General features: G+C 70.4%; 12 protein-coding genes. 6 read left to right on the plus strand and 6 right to left on the minus strand.

Annotated elements, in window-relative coordinates; translation table 11 throughout:
- Positions 1 to 69 precede the first annotated feature (69 nt).
- Both ACFYP3_RS11190 and ACFYP3_RS11195 read left to right on the plus strand, forming a co-directional pair.
- On the plus strand, positions 70 to 648 hold the full coding sequence (locus ACFYP3_RS11190) for a TetR/AcrR family transcriptional regulator (RefSeq protein ID WP_362808860.1): 579 nt from the start codon (positions 70 to 72) through the stop codon (positions 646 to 648).
- A 56-nt stretch (positions 649 to 704) separates the two neighbouring features.
- On the plus strand, positions 705 to 1,511 hold the full coding sequence (locus ACFYP3_RS11195; protein WP_388830181.1) for a phosphatase: 807 nt from the start codon (positions 705 to 707) through the stop codon (positions 1,509 to 1,511).
- Between the two features lie 98 nt (positions 1,512 to 1,609).
- Here ACFYP3_RS11195 and ACFYP3_RS11200 read toward each other — a convergent pair whose 3' ends face one another.
- Positions 1,610 to 2,101, minus strand: coding sequence for a hypothetical protein (locus tag ACFYP3_RS11200; protein ID WP_388830184.1), 492 nt, complete (start codon positions 2,099 to 2,101; stop codon positions 1,610 to 1,612).
- Complete coding sequence (locus ACFYP3_RS11205; RefSeq protein ID WP_388830187.1) at positions 2,098 to 8,250, minus strand: RHS repeat-associated core domain-containing protein; 6,153 nt, start codon at positions 8,248 to 8,250, stop codon at positions 2,098 to 2,100. The genes ACFYP3_RS11200 and ACFYP3_RS11205 overlap by 4 nt, the downstream gene beginning before the upstream one ends.
- Before the next feature lie 509 nt (positions 8,251 to 8,759).
- Between ACFYP3_RS11205 and ACFYP3_RS11210 the strand changes: the two genes are divergently transcribed.
- Entirely contained in the window at positions 8,760 to 12,653 is a 3,894-nt protein-coding gene (locus ACFYP3_RS11210; RefSeq protein ID WP_388830190.1) for an FG-GAP-like repeat-containing protein, read from the plus strand.
- A gap of 113 nt (positions 12,654 to 12,766) precedes the next feature.
- Positions 12,767 to 13,603 carry a DUF4253 domain-containing protein gene (locus ACFYP3_RS11215; RefSeq protein ID WP_388830193.1) on the plus strand — a complete coding sequence of 279 codons (837 nt, stop codon included), beginning with the start codon at positions 12,767 to 12,769 and terminating at the stop codon, positions 13,601 to 13,603.
- Between the two features lie 6 nt (positions 13,604 to 13,609).
- On the opposite strand, the gene tesB is transcribed toward ACFYP3_RS11215, so the two are convergent.
- From tesB to ACFYP3_RS11235, 4 genes are all read right to left on the minus strand, one after another.
- Positions 13,610 to 14,488 (minus strand): acyl-CoA thioesterase II, encoded by an 879-nt coding sequence (tesB, locus tag ACFYP3_RS11220; protein WP_388830197.1) that lies wholly within the window; start codon positions 14,486 to 14,488, stop codon positions 13,610 to 13,612.
- A 26-nt stretch (positions 14,489 to 14,514) separates the two neighbouring features.
- Positions 14,515 to 15,672, minus strand: a complete 1,158-nt coding sequence (locus tag ACFYP3_RS11225; RefSeq protein ID WP_388830200.1) for an acyl-CoA dehydrogenase family protein — start codon at positions 15,670 to 15,672, stop codon at positions 14,515 to 14,517.
- A gap of 137 nt (positions 15,673 to 15,809) precedes the next feature.
- Positions 15,810 to 16,823: an FUSC family protein gene (locus ACFYP3_RS11230; protein ID WP_388830203.1), complete on the minus strand. Its 1,014-nt coding sequence runs from the start codon at positions 16,821 to 16,823 to the stop codon at positions 15,810 to 15,812.
- Between the two features lie 63 nt (positions 16,824 to 16,886).
- Positions 16,887 to 18,653 carry a PucR family transcriptional regulator gene (locus ACFYP3_RS11235; RefSeq protein WP_388830206.1) on the minus strand — a complete coding sequence of 589 codons (1,767 nt, stop codon included), beginning with the start codon at positions 18,651 to 18,653 and terminating at the stop codon, positions 16,887 to 16,889.
- A 117-nt stretch (positions 18,654 to 18,770) separates the two neighbouring features.
- Here ACFYP3_RS11235 and speB point away from each other — a divergent pair, with 117 nt between their 5' ends.
- Both speB and ACFYP3_RS11245 read left to right on the plus strand, forming a co-directional pair.
- Positions 18,771 to 19,736: an agmatinase gene (gene speB / locus ACFYP3_RS11240; protein ID WP_030718242.1), complete on the plus strand. Its 966-nt coding sequence runs from the start codon at positions 18,771 to 18,773 to the stop codon at positions 19,734 to 19,736.
- A 56-nt stretch (positions 19,737 to 19,792) separates the two neighbouring features.
- The gene (locus ACFYP3_RS11245; RefSeq protein ID WP_388830209.1) at positions 19,793 to 21,475 is read left to right on the plus strand and encodes a thiamine pyrophosphate-binding protein; all 1,683 of its coding nucleotides are present in this window, start codon (positions 19,793 to 19,795) and stop codon (positions 21,473 to 21,475) included.
- The last annotated feature ends 128 nt before the right edge of the window (positions 21,476 to 21,603 follow it).

Here is a 21,603-nt window from a genome sequence, read left to right on the forward strand (position 1 = left end):
TTAATAAGCGTTAACGCATGTACGGCCTAGGTTAACGAGCGCTAACGGCCCTGTCTAGAATGGTTTCCCATGAGCACCAGAGCGGCCGCCCCCACCCGTCGCGAGCAGATCCTCAGTGAGGCCGCCCGCCTCTTCGCCGCGCGCGGATTCCACGGTGTCGGCGTCGACGAGATAGGCGCCGCGGTGGGGATCAGCGGCCCCGGCCTGTACCGGCACTTCGCGGGCAAGGACGCCATGCTCGCCGAGCTGCTCGTCGGCATCAGCGAGCGGCTGCTGACCGGCGGCCGCCACCGGGTGGCGGAGGCGGCGGGCGCCCCGGAGCGGGTCCTGTCCTCCCTCATCGACGGGCACATCGACTTCGCGCTCGACGACCGGGCGCTGATCACCCTGCACGACCGGGAGCTCGACCGCCTACGGGAGGCCGACCGCAAGCTCGTACGGCAGCTGCAGCGCCAGTACGTGGAGCTGTGGGTGGAGGTCGTACGGGAACTGCACCCGGAGGTCGCCGAGGCCGAGGTGCGCGTCTCCGTGCACGCGGTCTTCGGCCTGCTGAACTCCACCCCCCACCTCGCGGCCCTGGGCCGCGAGGCGACGGAATCGCTGCTGCGCCGCCTCGCGCACGGGGCGTTCGGGGCGCTGTCGGCATGACCCGAGGCGTCCGTCGATCGGAATGGACGCGCCGCCTCCGCCTGGGCGGCGGCAGAATGGCCCGTATGCCGAAGCCGATAGAGACGCCGAGCCGTGCCGAACTCATCGACCATCTGGTCCGTACGCGGATCGCGGGGCAGGTGGCGACCCCGCGCGAGAACAACCTCTCCCACTACCGCAAGCTCGCCAACGGCGACCGGCACTACTGGCTCGGGCTGGAGCTCGGCGACCGGTGGACGGACGAGCAGGACGTCCTCGCGGTGATGGCGGAGCGGTGCGGGGTCGTGGACGACCCGGCCTTCCGGTACGGCCAGGACACCATCGACCCGGAGCTGACCGTGGCCGGCCTGGACCGGCTGGCGGCGCGGCTGCGCAAGGCGGCGCTGGACCGGCAGAGCGTGCTGTTCGCCACCGGCCACCCGGGCGGCCTGCTGGACGTCCACCGGGCCACGGCGGCGGCCCTGCGCGCCGCGGGCTGCGAGATCGTCGTCATCCCCTCGGGCCTGGTGGCCGACGAGGGCTCGGTGTGGCAGTTCGCGGACGTCGCCGTCCTGGAGCGCGGCGCGACCCTGTGGCACACCCACTCGCCCGAGCCGATGGCCGCCATCCTGGACGGCCTGACGGCCGAGAACCGCCCGCAGCCGGACCTGGTCGTCGCCGACCACGGCTGGGCGGGCTGCGCGGCCCAGCGCGGCCTGGACGCGGTCGGCTACGCCGACTGCAACGACCCGGCCCTCTTCCTCGCCGAAGCCGAAGGCACCCTCCAGGTCGCGATCCCCCTGGACGACCACGTCCGCGACCCGCGCTTCTACGACCCGCTGGTCGCATACCTCCTCAACGCGGCAGGCCTGCAGGGGGAGTAGCGGACGTCACCGAGAAGCCCCGACCGGTATCCCGGCCGGGGCCTTGCGTGTCGCCTCTCCGCAGTGCGAGCGGTGGACGGAGCGTTGTTTCCTCGGGTTCAGCCCTCCTGGCCGGTCGAGCGTACGTAGCGCACGCCGGGTGGGTCTTGGGGGAGGAACCCCTTCGTGCCGTCCTGTTGGTGGAAGACCACGAGGTAGAGCTTGCACGGCTTGGCGGTGGCAGGTCCCTGATAGTCGAACCTGACCCCTGGGTTCTCATCGGGGTATGTGTCAAACACCCAAGTCGCCGGGCCGGTGTACGAACGTCCCGCCGCATCGGCGGACCGCCCGCACTCCGGTCCGGGGCGTGTGACCTTTTCCAGATCCGCAGAACCGTCCGTGCGAAGCGTCAGACGGCCGCCGTCAGAGCCTTGCCAGACCCCCACGACATCACTCATCTCGAGTGCCTCGCCGTCCCGGCCCTGACCCTCCATCTGGAAGGCGGCCACTAATGCCACGAAAAGACCAGTCGCGCCTATAGCCCCCCCGAGGATCCATCGCCAGCTGATTCTCACCAAGTGCTCCTCTTTGGTTTCGTCGCCGCGGCTCACTCAAACATTGAACGGTGTGCGTATTCCCCGGAGTTCACGAACGCCTTCGCTTCTTGAATGATTTGATCATGGAAATGTGGTCCCCCCAGTCGTAGTTTGGTGGTGAGTGCCCGTTCGAGGACGCGCTTGCCGATCTCTCGTCCGCGCACGTTGTTGTAGAGATCCGCCAACTGGTCTCCCCGCTCGCCTTCATGTAGGTAAGCCTCATGAGCGTCGGCCCACACGATGGCGCGGTCCTCGCCGAGATCAAGCGTCAGCCTGGCCTGCCACAAGGAGTGGCGATAAGAATTGGGGTCCATGCCTGAGCGCTTCTCTTCCTCCTTGGATACCTGCTCGGCCCACTTTTTTATCTCGTAGGCCTTCGCGCACTCAATGGGGTTATGGGTGCAGGTGTCTCGCTCGGCTAGATTTGCCTTTTTCAGCGAGTTCTCCGCTGCCGCGTTCGCCCCGTCGTCCGGAACCCAATCGAGCGGCCATGTCTGCCGGCCGAAGTATGCATGCTCCAAGCGGAGCGCCTGGGTCACGATTTCTTGCTTGCTGCGCCCGTCTGGGGCCTTGACGTAGAGTCCGACCGGACGCTTTGGCACAGCACAGTACATGCCACAACCCTGGACGCGCCGGGATCGCAGCGTTCCGTAGCCAGTCGTGTACTTCCGCGCGACTTCAACGACGCTTTGGGGCTTGGACTGGAAGCCCTGGTCGGTGTTATTGCCCTCGAAGTACTTGAGGCCATCAGGGTCGGAGAACGTGAAGGGGTTGTTCGCAGCGTAGGTGTAGCCGTGGAGTTGCTGAGCGTCCTTGAAGTCCATGATCGGGTCCACCGAGATGAAGCGGCCGATCAGGGGGTCGTACTCGCGGGCTCCGATGTGGGTCAGGCCACTGTCGTTGTCCTTCGTGCCTCCGACAAAGGTCTTCTCGCCGGTCCACGTCGTCGGCTGGGTGCCGCGGGTCTCGCCGAACAGACTCGTCTTGCGGCGGGTGACCGTCTGGGTCGCGTCGGCTGTCACCTGGGTGGTGCCGGTGTTGTGGTGGTCGGCGAGGGTGAAGGTGAGCTTGCCACCCGTGCGCATCGCGACATCGCCGTAGTAGCGGGTCCCGGTGAGCGTGCCCGCCTTGTCGAGCTTCAGCTCGTTGCCGGCCGGCAGGTAGAGGGTGGTGGCGTCCTTCTCCTTGCGCAGGATGCGGTTACCGGTCGCGTCGTAGACGAACGAGTCGGTAGCGGTGCCCTGCACGAGGGACTTGAGGCGGCCCTCCGCGTCCCATTCGAGGTACTGGGTTTCACCCGTGCCGCTCTTGCGGGTCTTGGTGTTACCGGCCGCGTCGTAGGTGAAGGTCTCCTCATGCGGGTCGGTGCCGGTCTGGGCGACCTTGGGCAGGTCGTGCTTCCCGGCGGTCGACGGCGCGTACGTTCGGATGGTGTCCGCGGTCGGGCCCGAGGCGGCCTTGTGCTTGGTCTCCGTCTTACGGTTGCCGACGGCGTCGTAGGTGTACGTGGTCCAGTACGGGTCCTCGCCACCGACGACGGTCGCCGACGGAGTGGCCGCGCACGTCTCGCCCTTGTTGGTCCATGCCTGGGTGATGCGGCGCAGGGCGTCGAGGTTGACGCACTGAGTGTCGGTCGTCCGGGTGACGTCCTGGCCGTACGCGGTGGCAACGGAGGTCAGGTTGCCGACGGGGTCGTTCGTGTACTTGGTGTCCTCGATCCGCTGAGGGGCGAGGTCACGATCGGCATAGGCCCGGGTGAGGGCGCCGGTGTGCTCGTCGAACTCGTTGGACCGGTACAGGCGCTGGCCGGCGGCGCCCAGTTCCTGCCGGATGGTTCGGCCGTAGTGGTCGTACGTCATCGACGACACGAGGCGGCTGGTGCCGGCGCCCATGTTGTTGAGCAGACCGGAGACCGACTTGTAGGTGCTTCCCACCGTCTCGGCCGGGAGGCCGCCCATGGCCGGGTGCTTGGTCGTGAGGACCTGGCCGGCGATGTTGTAGGTGTTCGTCCACTTGTACGTGCCGGCCAGGGTGCCGGTATCCGGGGTGGACGGGACGGTGACCTGGGATTCGAGAGGCTGGTAGAGGTCGTTGTAGGCCAGGACCTCCGAGGTGTACGCCTTCCCGTCGACGTAGCGCGTGGACTTGGTCGGTTTGCCCTTGGCCACTGTGTCGAAGACGGACGAGGTCAGCGTCGCTGCGCCCTGCTTGGTGGCGACGACGCGACCGAGGTCGTCGTAGTCGGTGTGCAGGGTGATGCCGCGGGCGTCGGTGATGTCGGTGACGCGGTCACCGGCGTCGTAGGCGGTCTTGGTGACGCCCTTGTCCGGGTCGTTCGTCTCGACCTGACGGCCGCGGACGTCGTAGGTGTACGTCCACTTGGCGTTGCCCGGGTCGGTGACCTGGGCCAGTTGCCCGAGCTTGTTGTAGGTGTACAGCGTCGACTGCGAGGCGGTGCGGGCCGGGTCGGTGTACTGCTTGGCCTCGATCGTGCGACCCAGCGCGTCGACGACGGTGGTGCTCGTGGTGCCGCCCTGGGGCGGGCTGACCGTGGTGGTGTCGCCGGTGTAGCTGGTCGTGGTGCGCTTGGTCTCGGTGCCGAACTTCTTGGCGATCACCGCGGTCGGGCGGCCGGCACCGTCGAAGAGGGTGTCGGTGGAGGCCGGGTAGTTGAGCTCCTGTCCCGTGACCAGGACGGGCGAAGGCGTGCCGTCGGCGTAGTACGTACCGGAGGAACGCCACGCCAGACCGCGCGTGTCGTAGAAGGTCTCCGTGACCAGACGGCCGGCCAGGTCGGGCGACTGGGTCTGCGTCTGGCGCTCGCGCAGGAGACCGTCCTGGATGGAGTGGACGACGGAGTACTCGTAGTCGTGCGTCAGCGTCTTGGACGTGACCACGTTGGGACCGCTGTTGCGGACGGTGTACTCGAACACCCGGCTCGGCAGGTCCGGGTTGGCCTCCTGGGTCCAGTTCGGGACCCAGACCTTCGTCACCCGACCCAGGGCGTCGTACGCCGTCGTGACGACCTTGCCGTTGGGGTCGGTCACCTTGGTCGCCTGACCGCGCAGCGGGTCGAGCTGGCTGGTGACGGCGTGGCCGAGCGTGTTGGTCGCCGTCATCGCGGTCGGGACCTCGCCGGTGGCCGGCGTATACGCGGTGGTGGTGACCTTTCCGTACGCGTCGGCGGCCGCCAGCGCCCGGCCGTACAGGTCGTAGCAGAGCTCGTTCTTGGCCGCCCCGCAGGTGGAGGGGACGCTCGACGTGGTGTCGTAGCCGTCACCCTTGCCGTTGATCTTCTCGGTCTTCGTCACCAGGCCCGTGCCGGGTACGGTGCCGAGCGTGCCGTTGTCGAAATAGGTCCGGGTGTCGCTGATGACGTCCGCGGGAGTGCTGCCGGTGGTTTCACAGGGCAGCGCGACGGTTTTGACCTGGCTCTGCCGGTCCAGGATCCACGTGGCCGTGTTGCGTGCGTAGGTGGTCGTCGTGCAGGACTCGTCGCCGGTCTTGGCGGTGTCGCCCATGCTCGACTGCCAGTCGACCATGCCGTATTCGTCGAAGTGGTGGCTGGTCTCGGTCGTGCGGGTGCCGCCGGTGACGGTGGTGCGGGTCGACTCCTTCTCGACGTTGGTCTTGTAGGAGGTGAGGTTGGGCAGGCCGGGGCGCAGCCGCTTGGCCACCTCGCCCGAACGCCACGGCGTGCTCGACGTCGCGCTCACGAGCTTGGCCGTGTCGTCGCCCTCGTACGTGGCCGTCTCGCGGACCATGCCGGCGAACTCGGGCCGGTCCGTGACCGCGGTCCCGGTGCCGTCCTTGACCGCCTTGCCGTCGAGGCCCCGGAAGTAACGGGTCTCCGACAGCGTCTTCGGGTCACTGGCCGCACCCGTGCGGGTCTGGACCAGTTCGTAGCCGCGCGGGATGGAGTGGACGCGGTCCTCGGCCTTGGTGAACTCGCCGGTGTCCTTCTCCCAGGCCGCTCCGCCGACGTAGGTGTACGAGGTCACCTTGTCGGGTGTCGAAGCCAGGTTGTCGCCCTCCACGATCTGGGTGACGACGTAGGTGTTGAACCAGTCGAGCTTGGAGTCGTCTCCCTCCCACACCCACTTGACCGGGAAGCAGCGCGTGGTGTTCGTCGCGTCCGCGGCCGGAAGCGTGGTGGGCGTGCAGTCCTGCTGGGAGTAGGTGACACCGATGATGCCGCCGGTCTCGGTGTTGACCTGTGACATCCGCAGCCGGGTGTAAGGGGCCAGACCGTCCCCGGTCTTGTCCACCCGGTTGGGGCGCTGTTCACCGGCGAAGGTGACGGGATCGAACGGGACGTCCGTCGCGGCGCCGCCCTTGGCGGTGCGCACGATGGACTTCAACCACATCGGGGTGGAGATGCCATCGCCCGCCGGCGGGAAGTTCTGGTCCAGGGTCCAGGAGTCGACGTCCTGGTACGCGCCGCCCGTAAGGATCTTGGTGTTGATCCCGGTGAGGCGTACCCGCGACCAGAACGTCGGCGAGAACTGGCTCTTGCACTCCGTGGACCCGTCCTTGCAGAACATGTCGTACGGCGAGTCCGGCCAGTTCGTGGCGTTGGCCTCGTCGAAGCTGCCGCAGCCGGTGAGGCAGCGCTCGCTGACGTCGAACTTCACCTGGGCCATGGCCTTGCCGGTGTAGACCGCGTCGGAGCGCAGCCCGTAGTCGATGTGGTCGAGCCAGCCGCCGCGGATGTACGGCGTGACCGTGGCTTTGCCGGTGGTCTCCGAGACGTTGCGACCGTAGTTGTTGGTCTCGGTCTTCCAGTAGTACGCCATGGCGCTGCCGCCGGGGGCGACGACGTAGTCGAGCTGCCAGCGCCAGGCCTGCTGGCACCACGCGCTCGCGAACGAGGCGTTGTAGCAGGGTTCGCCCGCCTGGTTCCCGAAGACCGGCACGGTCCAGGTCGAGTTCGTCGTCGGGTCGTCAGCGGCCGAGCCGTTGTCCTTCCAGCCGGGGAGGCGGTTCAGGCCGAAGAAGTACTGCGTGCCGTCGGTCGTGGTGATCTTCCAGTGTTCACCCACACCATCGACGCCCGCGGTGCCCTTGTCGCCGTTGACGGCACCGGTGAGCTTCTCGACCTTCTCGCCCGAGTCCGTGGCGGGGTGCCACCCCTTGCCCTGCTCGTAGACGAGTTCGGTCGACTTGCCACCCAGCGACATCGTGGCGTTGTCGTTGAACCAGCACTGGTCGCCGACCTTGGTGGTGTTGGTGCCGCCGGTCTTGTCGTCGTTGCAGGACTTGTACTTGCGCTCGATGAAGCCGGGCTCCCAGTTCCAGCCGTCACCGATCCACGAGCTCTGGCTGTTGGACGCGCCGGTGCGGCCGTCGACGGACTGGGAGCTGTAGCCGAGCGAGATCTGAGGGGCCAGCCCGCCGGGCACGGAGGGCGTAGCGATCGGGTAGGACCAGGAGAAGGCGCCGGTCGATCCACCTGAGCTCCACGAGCCCGACTGCTGGAGGGAGGTCGCCTTGTAGTCACCCGTCGGACCCGCGTCACCGGCCGTTGTGGCCAGTACGGTCCCGTTGCCCGGACCCGCAGAGGCAGACGACGGCATGGCCTGCCCGCCCGAGGCCTTGGCGGACGGAGTGGTCACCTGCGCCGAGAGCTTGCCCGCGCGCGTGTCGTTCTGTGTCTGCAGCGGTTTCTGGGTACGGCACTCCGCGCGATCGGGAGTCGTCAGCGCACAGGCCGGAAGCTCCACCAGTCGCAGCCGGGAGGCGTAGTCGCCGCCGTAGGCGCCCCGGAAGGTGTTGTAGTCCACCTCGACCTTGGCCGTCGCGGACTGCACGCCGCCGTCGGAGCGGCTCACCGACAGCATGACACCGTCGACGCCCGCCTTGCGCGCCGCGTCTTTGCCGGTGACGGAGACCTTGACCTTCGACGGCGCTTCGGCCGCTTTGCCCGGCGCGACGTAGACCGAGACGGGGAGCTTGCCCGCCTGCGGTGAGCCTGAGCCGACGGCCGGCCCCCGAGCGGCCCCCGACAGGAACGACTTCGAGATCGGACCCGAAGCCGAAACCGAGGTCAGATCCACCTCCGCCGAACCCGCTGCCGGCCAGGAGACCTTCGGCGCCTTCCACGGAGTCGCCGCCGCGTCATCGGCCTTCTTCGCCCCACCTGCACGGACCGGCTTGACCGGCACCGCCTTCGGCTGCTTGAGCTCCGACAGTGACGGCTTGGCTTTGCTGTCCGCTACAGCAACCGTACTGGGCAATATGCCTGAGAGGACTGCTGCGGCCAGCGCCGCAGAAAGCCCCCGCATGCGAGATTTTCTCACACCCCACCCCATACTTCTAGAATGATTTAAGGCGCACAGTAACAGGCGGAATTCGCCAATCCGGCGTCCCGGGGGGAGCCCTGAATGGACGTAGTGGATTTAGCGCATCAAATGGGGCTACGGGCGTCTGATCTGCATAAAAACGCCAGGTCAGGGGCGCTAGAGTCGAGATTGCAAGTAGGGTCACCCATGAATATCGGACAGCTGGAGTTTGTGTGAGAAGAAAAGAGGCTCTACTCGGCGCGCCGGGTGGGCGGGGGGTTTTGCGGGCCATTTCCGTGGCCTTGATAAGCGGAATGACTGCCACCGGATTGGCTGTATTTCAGCCATCGGCGACTGCGGCCGCCGCCACCGATCCAGTTGCCGAGGGCTCGATGAGCGCGGCGGACTTCGCGCTTGCCAAGGCGAAGGAAGCCGGCCAGCCCTACGAGCGGACGTCCGCGCGGACCGAGACCTCGGACACCTGGGCGCTGCCGACGGGCAAGTGGTCGGTCAAGCGGCACGGGACGACCGTGCGGGTCCGGCGCGCCGGCGGGTGGGTCGCGACCGATCCCACACTGCAGTTCGAGGCGGACGGGAAGGTGAAGCCGAAGGCGTCGGCCGTCTCCATCGCCTTCTCGGGGGGTGGGACCGGTCCGCTGCTGACAGGGGTGCGGAACGGGCGCACCCTGTCGTTCTCCTGGCCCACAGCGCTGCCGAAGCCGACGCTGGCCGCGAACGTGGCGACGTACCCGAACGTCCTTCCCGATGTCGACCTGCAGCTGAAGGCCGAAGTCGAAGGATTTTCCCAGCTGCTGGTGGTCAAGACCGCCGCGGCGGCCAAGCATCCCGACCTCGCCACGCTGAAGTTCAAGCTCGACACCGTCGGACTGAACGTCACCAGGAACGCGGCGACTGGACTGCTGACCGCGGTCAATCCGGCCGGCGAAGTGGTCTTCACCTCCCCGACCCCGGTGATGTGGGACTCCACCACCACGGGGGCTCCGCCCCAGACGCCCGCAGGGGCGGGAGTACTCAGCGCCGGCTCGGAGACGGACCCGGCACCCGCGGACGCCTTCGTGACACCGTCCGGGGCCAAGAACGCCCAGATGCCCACCACCGTCACGGGCGACAACCTGGAGATCAAGCCCGACCAGGCCCTCCTCGCGAGCCCCGAGACGAAGTACCCGGTCTTCATCGACCCGTCCGTGGCGTGGGGCGAGCGGCAGAACTGGTCGTGGGTCTACCGCAAGTGGGAGACGAATTCCTACTGGAACACCAAAGAGGACGTGAGGGTCGGGTACGAGAAGGACACGCACGGCCTCTCGCGCGCCTACTTCCAGCTCGACACCTCGGACGTCAAGGGTGCTCAGGTGTCGAAGGCGACGTTCCGGATCAAGGAGACCTGGTCCTGGTCCTGTACCAAGACCCCTGTCGAGCTGTGGAGCACCGGCCCCATCTCGTCCGAGACGACGTGGAAGAATCAGCCGGGCAAGGCGAACGCTCGCTGGCAGGACACGGTCAAGGACGCCAAGGGGCGTGCCGAATGTGCGGCCGGCAACCTCGAGTTCAACGCCACCGATGCCGTGCAGCAGTCGGCGGCCAACCACTGGTCGAGCGTGACCCTGGGCCTGTTCGCGTCGGACGAGACCGACGAGTTCCAGTGGAAGCGTTTCGACGCGAAGACCATGACGCTGGAAATCGAGTACAACAATCCGCCTGACACGCCGTCCGACCTGGGGACCTCTCCCTGGGTGCCCTGTGTCCAGGGCGGCTCGATCGGCAATGCCACCATCAGCGTCAACGCGACGATCTCGGACCGCGATTCCGGAAACCTGAGCACCGAGTTCCAGATCTTCAAGGACGGCCAGAGCGCCCCCGTCGCCGGCCAGCACATTCCGGCCAACAACGGCAAGGTCGCCACTTGGAACGTCCCCGACGCCTCGCTCCCCAACGGGAGCTACAGCTGGAAGGCGCGGACGACCGACCAGGACGGCGCCCAGTCCGCCTGGTCCCAGACGTGCAAGTTCACCGTGGACCGTGACCGGCCGGCCGAGGCGCCGAAGATCACTTCCACCGCCTTCCCCGATGGGAGGAACGGCTGGCCGCAGGGCACGGGCAAGGCCCGCCAGGAAGGGGACTTCGTCCTCTCCGCCAACGGTGACAAGGACGTCACCTGGTACGGCTACTACACCGACTGGGACCCGGAGGTGAGGAGCACCTCCGTGGCCCCGGGCGCTTCGTTCACCGCGAAGCTCACCCCGCCGGGCGCGGGCCCGCACTTCGTCTACGCCTTCAGCCAGGACGCCGCCGGAAACCGTTCCGACACCGCCGCCTACCAGTTCTACGCGGCGCGCACGGCAACGGTGGACGTGCCCCACGACCTCAATGGCGACGGTTTCCGCGACATCTGGAGCAGCGACCTCTTCGGCAGCCTCCTGACCTACACCGGCCAGGGCAACGGCAAGTTCTCCGCAACGGTCAGCTCCGCCAACTCCTTCGCCCGCTCGCAGGTGGCAGCCCTGGGCGACTGGAATGACGACGGCCACAACGACATGATCGCTCTCGAGCAGAAACCCGGCATGACCCGTAAGACGTTGTGGGTCTACGACAACAACGGCCAGGGCACCGTCGACAACCACACCGAGAAGACGGCGGACCGGCCCCAGGACGACCACTGGTCCGACGCCGAGCAGATCATCGCGCCTGGCGACCTCAACGGCGACAAGGTCCCGGACGTCCTCGTCAAGCAGGGAAACAAGCTCTGGGCCTACTACAACACCCTCTGGGGCGCCCTCAAAGCACCCGTGCTGGTGGGCGGCACCGACTGGGACAAGTACACGGTGATCGTCCCCGGTGACCTCAACAAGGACGGTATGCCCGACCTGTGGCTGAGGGACAATGCCAACGGTGACATTCTGCGCACCTACGGAAAGAAGAGCCCGGAAGAGGGCCAGGCGGTCGACCTGGCCACGTGGGGTACTCAGACCCGGAGCAAGGTGGCCTCCGGTGTAACCCAGGCCGAGTATCCGCAGGTGAGCTCGGCTGGTGACCTCAACGGTGACGGGGTCCCCGATCTGTGGGCTCGTCAGGCCGACAACACCATGGTCGGGTGGCCGGGGAAGCTCTCCACCGATGGCAGCACCGTCGGCTCCTTCACGTCCCGCTTCGAGATCGACGGAGTCCCGGGCGCCCGGATCCCCAGCGGTACCACGCTGGCCTCGGGGCAGGAGTTCTCCAGTGGCAATTCCAAGCTGCTGATGCAGGCCGACGGCAACCTCGTGCTGTACAGCAAGGACGCCAAGCAGCTTTGGGCCACCGGGACAAGCAAGAACCCGGGCGCCACGGCTCGCATGCAGAGTGACGGCAACTTCGTCGTCTACGCGGCTGACGGCAAGACCGAGCTGTGGAGCAGCAGGACCAGCACTCCGTACTCGTACGCGGTCCTCCAGCCGCGTGGCGTGCTCGTCCTCTACAACCCCTCCGGGCAGAGCCTGTGGACCAGCGGCACACAGAGCCGGCCGGACTACAACGGCGATGGCTACACGGACATGGCACTTCGCGATGCCAATGGTGATTTCTGGATTTATCCCGGCACCGGCGGTACGGGCACCAGCACGTTCGGCCCCCGGTACTTCGCCGGCAACGGCTGGTGGCGTGATCAGTGGACGAACGTGTACGCCGCCGACCTCAACAACGACGGGTACACCGACATCATCGGACGCACCCGTCTCGGGGACCTGTACCTGTACCCGGGCACCGGCAGAACCGGAACCAAATCCTTCGGTAACCGCGTCCTGATAGGTACCGGTTGGAACACCTACGTGGACCTCGGCTTCGGAGACGTGAACGGTGACGGCCGCACCGACGTCATCGGCCGTGACAGCGGCGGCAAGATGTGGGTCTATCCCCACAACGGCGGGACGGGCAGTCAAGCCCTCAGCGGCAGGGTCGTGATCGGCGACGGCTGGTTGACCGCTGACTGGCCCACCTTCCGGGTAGCCGACCTCAACAACGACTACAAGATCGATGTTCTGGGGCACCGCAACAACGGAAAGCTCTACCTCTACCCGAACGCCAGTACTGGCGGTTCCATCAGTTTCGGGAACCCCGGCATCGTCGGCGAGGGTTGGTGGAACGGCGAATGGAACCCCTTCGCCACCGACCTCAACAGCGACGGTACGCCTGAGCAAGTCGGCGTGACCCGTACCGGGGAGATGTACGACTTCACCGGCGGCGCCGGCACTCTGATCGGTCATGGGTTGACCGGATACGACGTCATCCTCTGATCCCAGCCGCGCAGTGAGGGGGTGGGGTCCCGAGGGGCCTCACCCCCTTCGTCGTTCACTGACCAGGGGGACGTGTGGGGGGCGTTGTCAGTGGTGGTGGCTACGGTCGGTGGATGACCAAGACGCCGAAGGTGCACCGTTCGTTGGCCGTGCTGGGCGACGATCCTCAAGGGCTGGGCCTGGGGCTGGAGTTGCCGGCCGGTGGGGTGGTGAGCGGGCGGGGGGAGCCGCTGTTGTGGGTTTCCGACGGGCCCGTGGGGGTCGGGGCGCTCGCCGCGCACCGGGGCGCGGCCCTGGCCGCCGCCGGGTTGCAGGCGGTGCTGCTCCAGGGCCGGCGCGGCCTGGAGGAGTGGTGGCGGGACCGGGAGCTGCGGCCGCGGCGGATGTCCGACCCGGACGACCACCACGTCGAGCCGGTGCTGCGCGAGTACTGGCAGGGAGTCGTCCCCGACCCCGAGGAGGGGGAGGAGGGCGAGGAGCTCATCGCCCCCTTCGGCCGGGACTGGCCGGGGCTCGCGGAGTCCGGGCCGGCGGGTGGGCCGGACGCGGTGGACCCGGAGGTCGCGGCCTGCGAGCTGGCGGACGAGCTGATCGGCAGCGGGTCCCTGCCGAGTCCGCGGCTCGCGCTGGTCCCCGCCGCCCGCGGAGCCGACGTACCCACGGCGATGGGCTGGTGCGGGCCGACCAACCACGAGACCGACACCGCCCGCGTCAGCGCGGTCCTGCGGTCCTGGGAGGACCGGTTCGGCGCCCGCGTCGTCGCCCTCGGTTTCGACGAGCTGTACGTGTCGGTCGCGGCCCCGCCGCCCACGCTCGCCCGGGCGCTGCCGGTGGCCGCGGAGCACTTCGCCTTCGCGCCCGACAACGTATGGCAGGGCAGCGGCACGATCCGCGCCTACGCCGACGAGGCGGTCACCGGCAGCAACCTCTGGGGGTTCTGGTGGGACTGAGGTCCGTCAGGCGCGCGGGACGCGGACGACGCCCTCCTGGATGACGGTCACGGCCAGCCGGCCGTCCTGGGTCCAGATGCGGGCCTGGCCGAGGCCCCGGCCGGCGGCCGCCGAGGGCGACTCCTGGTCGTACAGCAGCCACTCGTCCGCCCGGAACGGCCGGTGGAACCACATCGCGTGGTCCAGCGAGGCGCCGACCACGTCGCCCACCGCCCAGCCGCCCCGGCCGTGCGCGAGCAGCACCGAGTCCAGCAGGGTCATGTCGGAGACGTAGGTGGCCAGGCATGTGTGCAGCAGGGGATCGGCGCTGTCCAGCTTGCCGGCCGTCCGGAACCACACCTGGGAGCGCGGCTCCACCGGTTCGCCGACGCTGCCCCAGGGCGGGGTCGTGGCGTACCGCAGGTCCACCGCCTCGCGGGTCTCGATCAGCCGCTCCACCGTGCCCGGGTCGCGGAAGATCTCCCGGTACGCGGGCAACGATTCGGCCGCGGTGGGCAGGGTCTCCGGGTCCGGGGCCGACGGCATCGCGACCTGGTGGTCGAGCCCGTCCTCGTACGTCTGGAACGACGCGGAGAGGTGGAAGATCGGCTGGCCGTGCTGGACGGCGACGACCCGGCGCGTGGTGAAGGAGCGCCCGTCGCGGATCCGGTCCACCGAGTACACGATGGGCGCGCCGGTGTCCCCGGTGCGCAGGAAGTACGAGTGGAGCGAGTGCGCGGTGCGGTCCGCGGGGACGGTCCGCCCGGCCGCGACCAGGGCCTGGGCCGCGACCTGACCGCCGAAGACGCGCGGTACCAGCGAAGGGCGGCTGGTACCGCGGAAGATGTTCTCCTCGATCTGCTCGAGGTCGAGCAGATCGAGGAGCGACGTCAGTGCCTCGTTCATGGGGGAAGGGTAAGTGCCCGGATTCCCTACAGGCCCATGGACTTGGCGATGATGGACTTCATGACCTCGCTGGTGCCGCCGTAGATGCGGTTGACGCGGTTGTCGGCGTACAGGCGGGCGATCGGGTACTCGTTCATGTAGCCGTAACCGCCGTGCAGCTGGAGGCACTTGTCGATGACGCGGTGCGCGACCTCGGTGCAGAACAGCTTCGCGGACGCGGCCTCGGCGGCGGTCAGCTCACCGGCGTCCAGGGCCTCCAGGGCGCGGTCGGCGACGGCCTCGGCGGCGTCCACCTCGGCCTGGCAGGCGGCCAGTTCGAACTTGGTGTTCTGGAAGTGCGCGACCGGCTTGCCGAAGACGGTGCGCTCCGTCACGTACTGCTGGGCGAACCGGATGGCGGCCTTGGCCTGCGCGTACGCGCCGAAGGCGATGCCCCAGCGCTCGGACGGCAGGTTCGCGCCGAGGTAGTAGAAGCCCTTGTTCTCCTCGCCGAGCAGGTCCTCGACCGGGACCTTCACGTCGACGAACGCCAGCTCGGCGGTGTCGGAGGTGCGCAGGCCCAGCTTGTCCAGCTTGCGGCCGATGGAGTAGCCCTCGGACTTGGTGTCCACGGCGAAGAGGGAGATGCCGAAGCGGCGGTCCTCCGCGCTCGGGGCGGAGGTGCGGGCGCAGACGATCACGCGGTCGGCGTGCACGCCACCGGTGATGAAGGTCTTGGCGCCGTTGAGGACGTAGTGGGTGCCGTCCTCGGAGAGCTTGGCGGTGGTCTTCATGCCCGCGACGTCGGAGCCGGTGCCCGGCTCGGTCATCGCCAGTGCCCACATCTCCTCACCGGAGACGAACTTCGGGAGGTAACGCTTCTTCTGCTCGTCGTCGGCGAGCATCTTGATGTAGGGCAGGGCGAGCAGCACGTGCACGCCGGAGCCGCCGAAGTTGACGCCCGCGCGCGAGGTCTCCTCGTACAGGACGGCCTCGAACTTGTGGGTGTCCAGGCCCGCGCCGCCGAACTCCTCGGGGACGTTGATGCCGAAGACGCCCAGCTCGCCGAGCTTGTAGTAGAAGTCGCGGGGCGCCTGTCCGGCGGCGAACCAGTCGTCGTAGACAGGGACGACCTCGGCCTCGATGAAGGCGCGGATGGTCTCGCGGAACGCCTCGTGGTCCTCGTTGAACACCGTACGGCGCACGGCCGGCTCCCTTCGGTCGCGGCAGTCCGCCGCCTGAATCTAAGCGCTTGCTCAGATTAAGTTACCGGCGAGTTGTCCACCCTGTCCAGAGTGGGTGACCGACCTCATGCGGGGGCGCCGGCGCAGGCCGGGCGGGCTCAGCCCGGCGCCGGGGCGAGGTGCTCGGCCAGCGCCTCGTGGGTGAGGTGGAGCCCGGCCCGCAGGACCGCGTCACGGCGGCCGGGGTGGGCCGCCCGATGCCGCAGTTCGAGCTCCCGGGCCCGCCGCAGCCGCTCCACGCAGTCCTCGCCGCGCAGGGCCGCGTCGAGGGCGGAGGCGGTCGCCCCGACCAGCGGCGCCATGGCGCGCACCGCCGCGTCGGCGGGGGAGGACCGGATCTCCATCTCCCGCGCGAGGAACAACAGGGCCGGCGCCGTCCGCGCCGCCAGCCGCAGCCGCGGGCGGAGCGTGTCCGCGGCCCCGGCCGGCGCCTGCCGGGGCGGCAGGAGCAGCAGGCGTCCCGTCCTGCGGTCCAGCGCGGCGGACAGTTCGTACGGGCGGCGCCAGCGGGCGAAGCGGTCGGCCGGCGCGGGGCCCGTGGGCCGCCCGGCGGCGGCCCGCGCCGCGATCCGCTCCAGCAGGGCGCCCAGCCCGGTGCGGTACTCCTCCAGGCCGGTCACGGCCTCCCGGTACGGGTCGGGCGGCCACAGCAGCGGGCCGAGGAGCACCACGACGGCGATGCCGACCGCGCTCTCCTCCAGCCGGGCCAGCGGGTACCCGGGCACCGGCGTCGCGTAGATCACCAGCGCGGTGACCAGCACCTGCTGGTTGGGGGAGCCGTCGTGGCGCAGCAGGAACATCCCGGCGCAGGCGCACACGACGAGGACCAGGAACGACAGCGAGCCCGACGGCAGCCAGTGCAGGACCAGCACGCTCACCGCCACGCCCACGACCACCCCCACCAGCCGCTCCAGGGCCAGCCGGGGCGCCGTGAACACGTCGTCGCGCAGGATGAGGACGGCGGGCAGGGCGGCCGGCACGGGGGCCGTGCTCGTACCGAGCCACAGGCACACGAACCAGGGGACGGTCGCGCACACCAGCAGCCGTGCGGCCGGTGCCAGGCGCTCACCGAAGGGGCGGCGCCGCGCCGGTACGGACGTGCTGCCGAGCATGCGGCACATCGTAGGCGCGGCCGCCGTCCCCGGCGGGCCCGCCGGGCGGGCGGCGGAGGGCGTTCAGCCGCCCGGCCCCGGCGGGGGCTTCTCCCAGCGCAGGGCGAACCACAGCTCCATCCGGGTGTCCGGGTCGTCCAGGTCCCGCCCCAGCAGCTCCGCGCAGCGCGCCACACGCTGGCGGACCGTGTTGCGGTGCACCCCCAGGGCGGCGGCGGTCCGGTCCCAGCCACCGTGGTGCGCCAGCCAGCCGCGCAGCGTATCCCGCAGGACGGGGGAGAGCGGTGCGAGCAGGGCCGCGGCGTGCGCGCGGGCCTCCGCCTCGCCGACCAGGCCGGAGAAGCCGGGCGCGGCGTGCCGGGCCAGGGGGGTACGGGCCGCCTCGGCGCGCTCCAGGGCCCGCCGGGCCTGCGCGTCGGCCGCGGGCAGTGCGTCGGGCGCCGCCGGGGCGCTCACCCCGAGGCGCCAGCCGGGCCGTGGGCCCGGCTCCCGCTCGGTGAGCAGGCGTACGGGATCCCCGCGCGGGTCGACCAGTACGGTGCCCAGCGCGGCCGCCAGGGCCTGCGGGTCGCCCGTCCCGCGGGCGTGCACCACGCGCCAGGGCCCGGGGGACAGGGCCGCGGCGGGGTCGCCGTCGAGGAGCAGCCGGGTCAGGGCCGCCGCCTCGGGTCCGGCGGCCGGGCGGTGCGCGGTGAGCAGGGTCAGCAGCACCGCCGCGACCGAGGCGATCGTGTGGTCGCCGGGGGCGCGGGTCGGGGTGGCGGTCCCGAGCGCCCGCAGGGCGTCCGCCCCCGGCTCGCCCGCGGCCTCCGGCCCGCCCGCCCGCCCGGCGCCCGGCCCGGACGCGATGCCCCGGCCGGGGAGGCCGTCCGGAGCCGCGCCCGCCGCCGCTGCCGGGCCCGCCGTCGCTGCCGCGCCCGCCGCCGCTGCCGGGCCCGCCGTCGCTGCCGGGCCCGCCGTCGCTGCCGGGCCCGCCGTCGCTGCCGGGCCCGCCGTCGCTGCCGGGCCCGCCGTCGCTGCCGCGCCCGCCGCCGCTGCCGCGCCCGCCGTCACTGCCGGGCCCGCCGTCGCTGTCGGGCCCGCCGCTACTCCCGGGCCCGTCGCCGCGGTCGGCCCCGCCGCGGTCGCCCCCGCCGCGGGCGCCGGGCCGCCCAGGGCGTGGGCCGTGAGGTGCCACCCCGCCGCCTGGTCGGTCGCCGTCGCGGGCCCGCCCGCCCTGCCGACGCGGGCCAGCAGCACGCGCAGCGCCGCCGCGGCCTCCGGCGGCGGCGGGCTCCCCGCGGAGCGGTCGTCCGGCCGGAGCGTGACGTGGCCGCCCAGGCTCGCCGCCAGCCGCGACAGCACCGCCGGGACCGGATCGGGCCGGGCGGCCGCCGCCGCGAGGGACTGCTGGGCCTCGGTGACCCGGCGCAGCTCCCGCGTACGGGCCCCCGCCATCAGCCGCCAGACCGTACGGGCCACCGCGCTGAAGGGCGTGCCCGGCGGGACCTCCAGGAGCGGCAGCCCGTGGTGCGCGCAGGCCTCCGCCAGGCCGGCCGGTACCCGCTCGTGCACGGGCGCCACCCCGAAGCCGAGCGCCGCCACCCCGGCCTCGGCCAGGCGGGCGACGTAGCCGTCGGGATCCGTGCCCAGCCCGGCCCCCGCCGTCAGCAGCAGTTCGCCGCCCAGCAGGTACGGGGACGGGTCGGCCATCTCGGAGGCGTGCACCCCGTGCACATCGGCCTCGGCCGGGCCCGCGAGGTGGCGCAGCCCCAGCTCCCGGTCGGGCAGCAGCGCGCCGAGCGCCACCGGAGGGGTGGGCGGCGGCGGGGCAGTGGGCTGGGCCTGCATGGATACTCCGTACAGATCAGGGGTCTCCTGTGGATGGTACGTACACTTCGCGCCGGGTGGGCGCCGCCTTACGCTCGAAGAACCGCACTTGTAGGACCTCCAGAAGGGCACCCCCCCATGAGCACGCAGCCGCGCGGCCCCGTCGACTCCTCCCGCATCCCGCGCTACGCGGGCCCGGCGACCTTCGCCCGGCTGCCCCGCCTCGACGAGGTCGGCTCCGCCGACGTCGCCGTCGTGGGCGTGCCCTTCGACTCCGGCGTCTCCTACCGCCCCGGCGCCCGCTTCGGCGGCAACGCCATCCGCGAGGCCTCGCGCCTGCTGCGCCCCTACAACCCGGCGCAGGACGCCTCCCCCTTCGCCCTCGCGCAGGTCGCGGACGCCGGCGACATCGCCGTGAACCCCTTCAACATCAACGAGGCCGTCGAGACGGTCGAGGCCGCCGCTGACGAGCTGCTCGGCAACGGCTCCCGCCTGATGACCCTCGGCGGCGACCACACCATCGCCCTTCCGCTGCTCCGCTCGGTCGCGAAGAAGCACGGCCCGGTGGCCCTGCTCCACTTCGACGCGCACCTGGACACCTGGGACACGTACTTCGGTGCCGAGTACACCCACGGCACGCCGTTCCGGCGGGCGGTGGAGGAGGGCATCCTCGACACCGAGGCGCTCTCGCACGTCGGCACCCGCGGCCCGCTGTACGGCAAGCAGGACCTCGACGACGACGCCAAGATGGGCTTCGGCATCGTCACCTCGGCGGACGTCTACCGCCGCGGCGCCGACGAGGTCGCCGACCAGCTGCGCCAGCGCATCGGCGACCGCCCGCTCTACATCTCCATCGACATCGACGTGCTGGACCCGGCGCACGCGCCCGGCACCGGCACCCCCGAGGCGGGCGGCATGACCTCCCGCGAGCTGCTGGAGATCATCCGCGGCCTGTCCTCCTGCAACCTGGTTTCGGCGGATGTCGTCGAGGTGGCCCCGGCGTACGATCACGCGGAGATCACCTCGGTCGCGGCCTCGCACACCGCGTACGAGCTGACCACGATCATGAGCCGTCAGATCTCCGCCGCCAGGCAGGGTCGATAAGCGTCGATGAGCACAGCGCGGCGGCGAAGGCGAACCCGAAGGGTGAGTAAGCGCACGTGACGCACGACCACGACCTGGTACTCCGTCCCACCGAGGCCCAGACGGCCGCCGCCCTGGCCCCACCGCCGGGGCGGACGGGCGGGGACCTGGTCGTGGAAACGCTGCGCTCGCTGGGCGCCACCACCGTCTTCGGACTGCCGGGGCAGCACGCCCTCGGCCTCTTCGACGCCGTGGGGCGCTCCGACCTGCGCCTCGTCGGTCTGCGTACGGAGAACAACGCGGGCTTCGCCGCCGACGCCTACGGCCGCATCACGGGCGAGGCGGCCCCCCTCCTCCTCTCCACCGGCCCGGGCGCGCTCATGGCCCTGCCCGCGCTCGCGGAGGCCGCCGCCGCCTCGGCCCCGGTGCTCGCCCTCTCCTCACAGGTCCCCGTCGCGGGGCTGGGCGGGGGCCGGCGCGGCCACCTGCACGAGCTGCGCGACCAGTCGGCGTCCTTCCGGGACGTGGTGAAGTCGGTCCACACCGCCCGCACCCCCTCCCAGATCCCCTCCGTCATCGCGGAGGCCTGGGAGTCGGCGCTGACCGCTCCGCACGGCCCGGTCTGGGTGGAGGTCCCGGAGGACGTCCTGCGTGCGGAGACGTTCATCCCGCAGGTGACGGGCATGGACGCGACCCCGCACGAGCTCGCCCCCCGCCCGGAGCTCACCGCCCTGGCCGCGCACTGGCTCTCCTCGGCCGAGCGCCCGGTGATCATCGCGGGCGGCGGGGTCGTCCGCTCCGACGCCGCCGGCAAGCTCCGGCAGCTGGCGGAACGCCTGGGCGCCCCCGTGGTCACCACCTTCGGCGGCAAGGGCGCCTTCCCGTGGACCCACCCGCTCTCCCTCCAGTCCTGGCTGGAGGACCGCCACATGACGGACTTCCTGGAGGACGCGGACGTCCTGCTGGTCGTCGGCTCGGGCCTCGGGGAACTCTCCTCGAACTACCACACGTTCTTCCCCACGGGCCGGGTCGTCCAGATCGAGGCCGACCTCGGCAAGCTGGAGTCCAACCACCCGGCCCTCGGCATCCACGCGGACGCCCGCCTGGCCCTCCAGGCCCTGCTGGAGACGGTGTCCGAGCGCGAGGACCCCGACGCCCCCGAGCGCGTCCGCCTCGTCCTCGACGACATCGAGGCACGCCTCGCCGGCCAGGACGTCTCCCTGGAGCGCTCGCTGCTGACCTCGATCCGCTCCGCCCTGCCGCCGCGCTCCCCGTCCTTCTGGGACATGACGATCCTGTCGTACTGGGCCTGGTCCGCCTTCGACGCGAAGCACCCCAACACCATGCACTCGGCGCAGGGCGCGGGCGGCCTCGGCTACGCCTTCCCGGCGGCCCTGGGCGCCTGCGTCGCCGAACCGGGTACCCCGGTCCTGGCGGTGTCCGGCGACGGCGGCGCGATGTACTCGATCGCGGAACTGGCCACGGCCCGCCAGCACGACCTCGACGTCACCTGGCTGATCGTGGACGACGGCGGCTACGGAATCCTGCGCGAGTACATGACGCAGTCCTTCGGCAGCGCCACCGCCACGGAACTCACCCGCCCCGACTTCGCCGCCCTGGCGGCGTCCTTCGACGTCCCGGCGACCACCACCACCCCGGAATCCCTGGCTGCCGACCTCAAGAAGGCGCTCGCCACGCCCGGCCCCTCCGTGGTCGTCCTGCCGGCCCTCCTCAAGATGTTCGCCCCGACCCACGTCTGACCGGGGCGGCCCCGGCCCACCCGGCGACCGGCCCCGTCCGGGTGCCCCCCGCGTGCGCCGGAGCCGCCGTGCGTACACGTTCGAATTGTTGCGGCGGGATGAAATCCGCCGGTCGGAGCGTTGCCGCC

The organism is Streptomyces sp. NPDC005533, assembly GCF_042871845.1.
GTDB lineage: Bacteria > Actinomycetota > Actinomycetes > Streptomycetales > Streptomycetaceae > Streptomyces.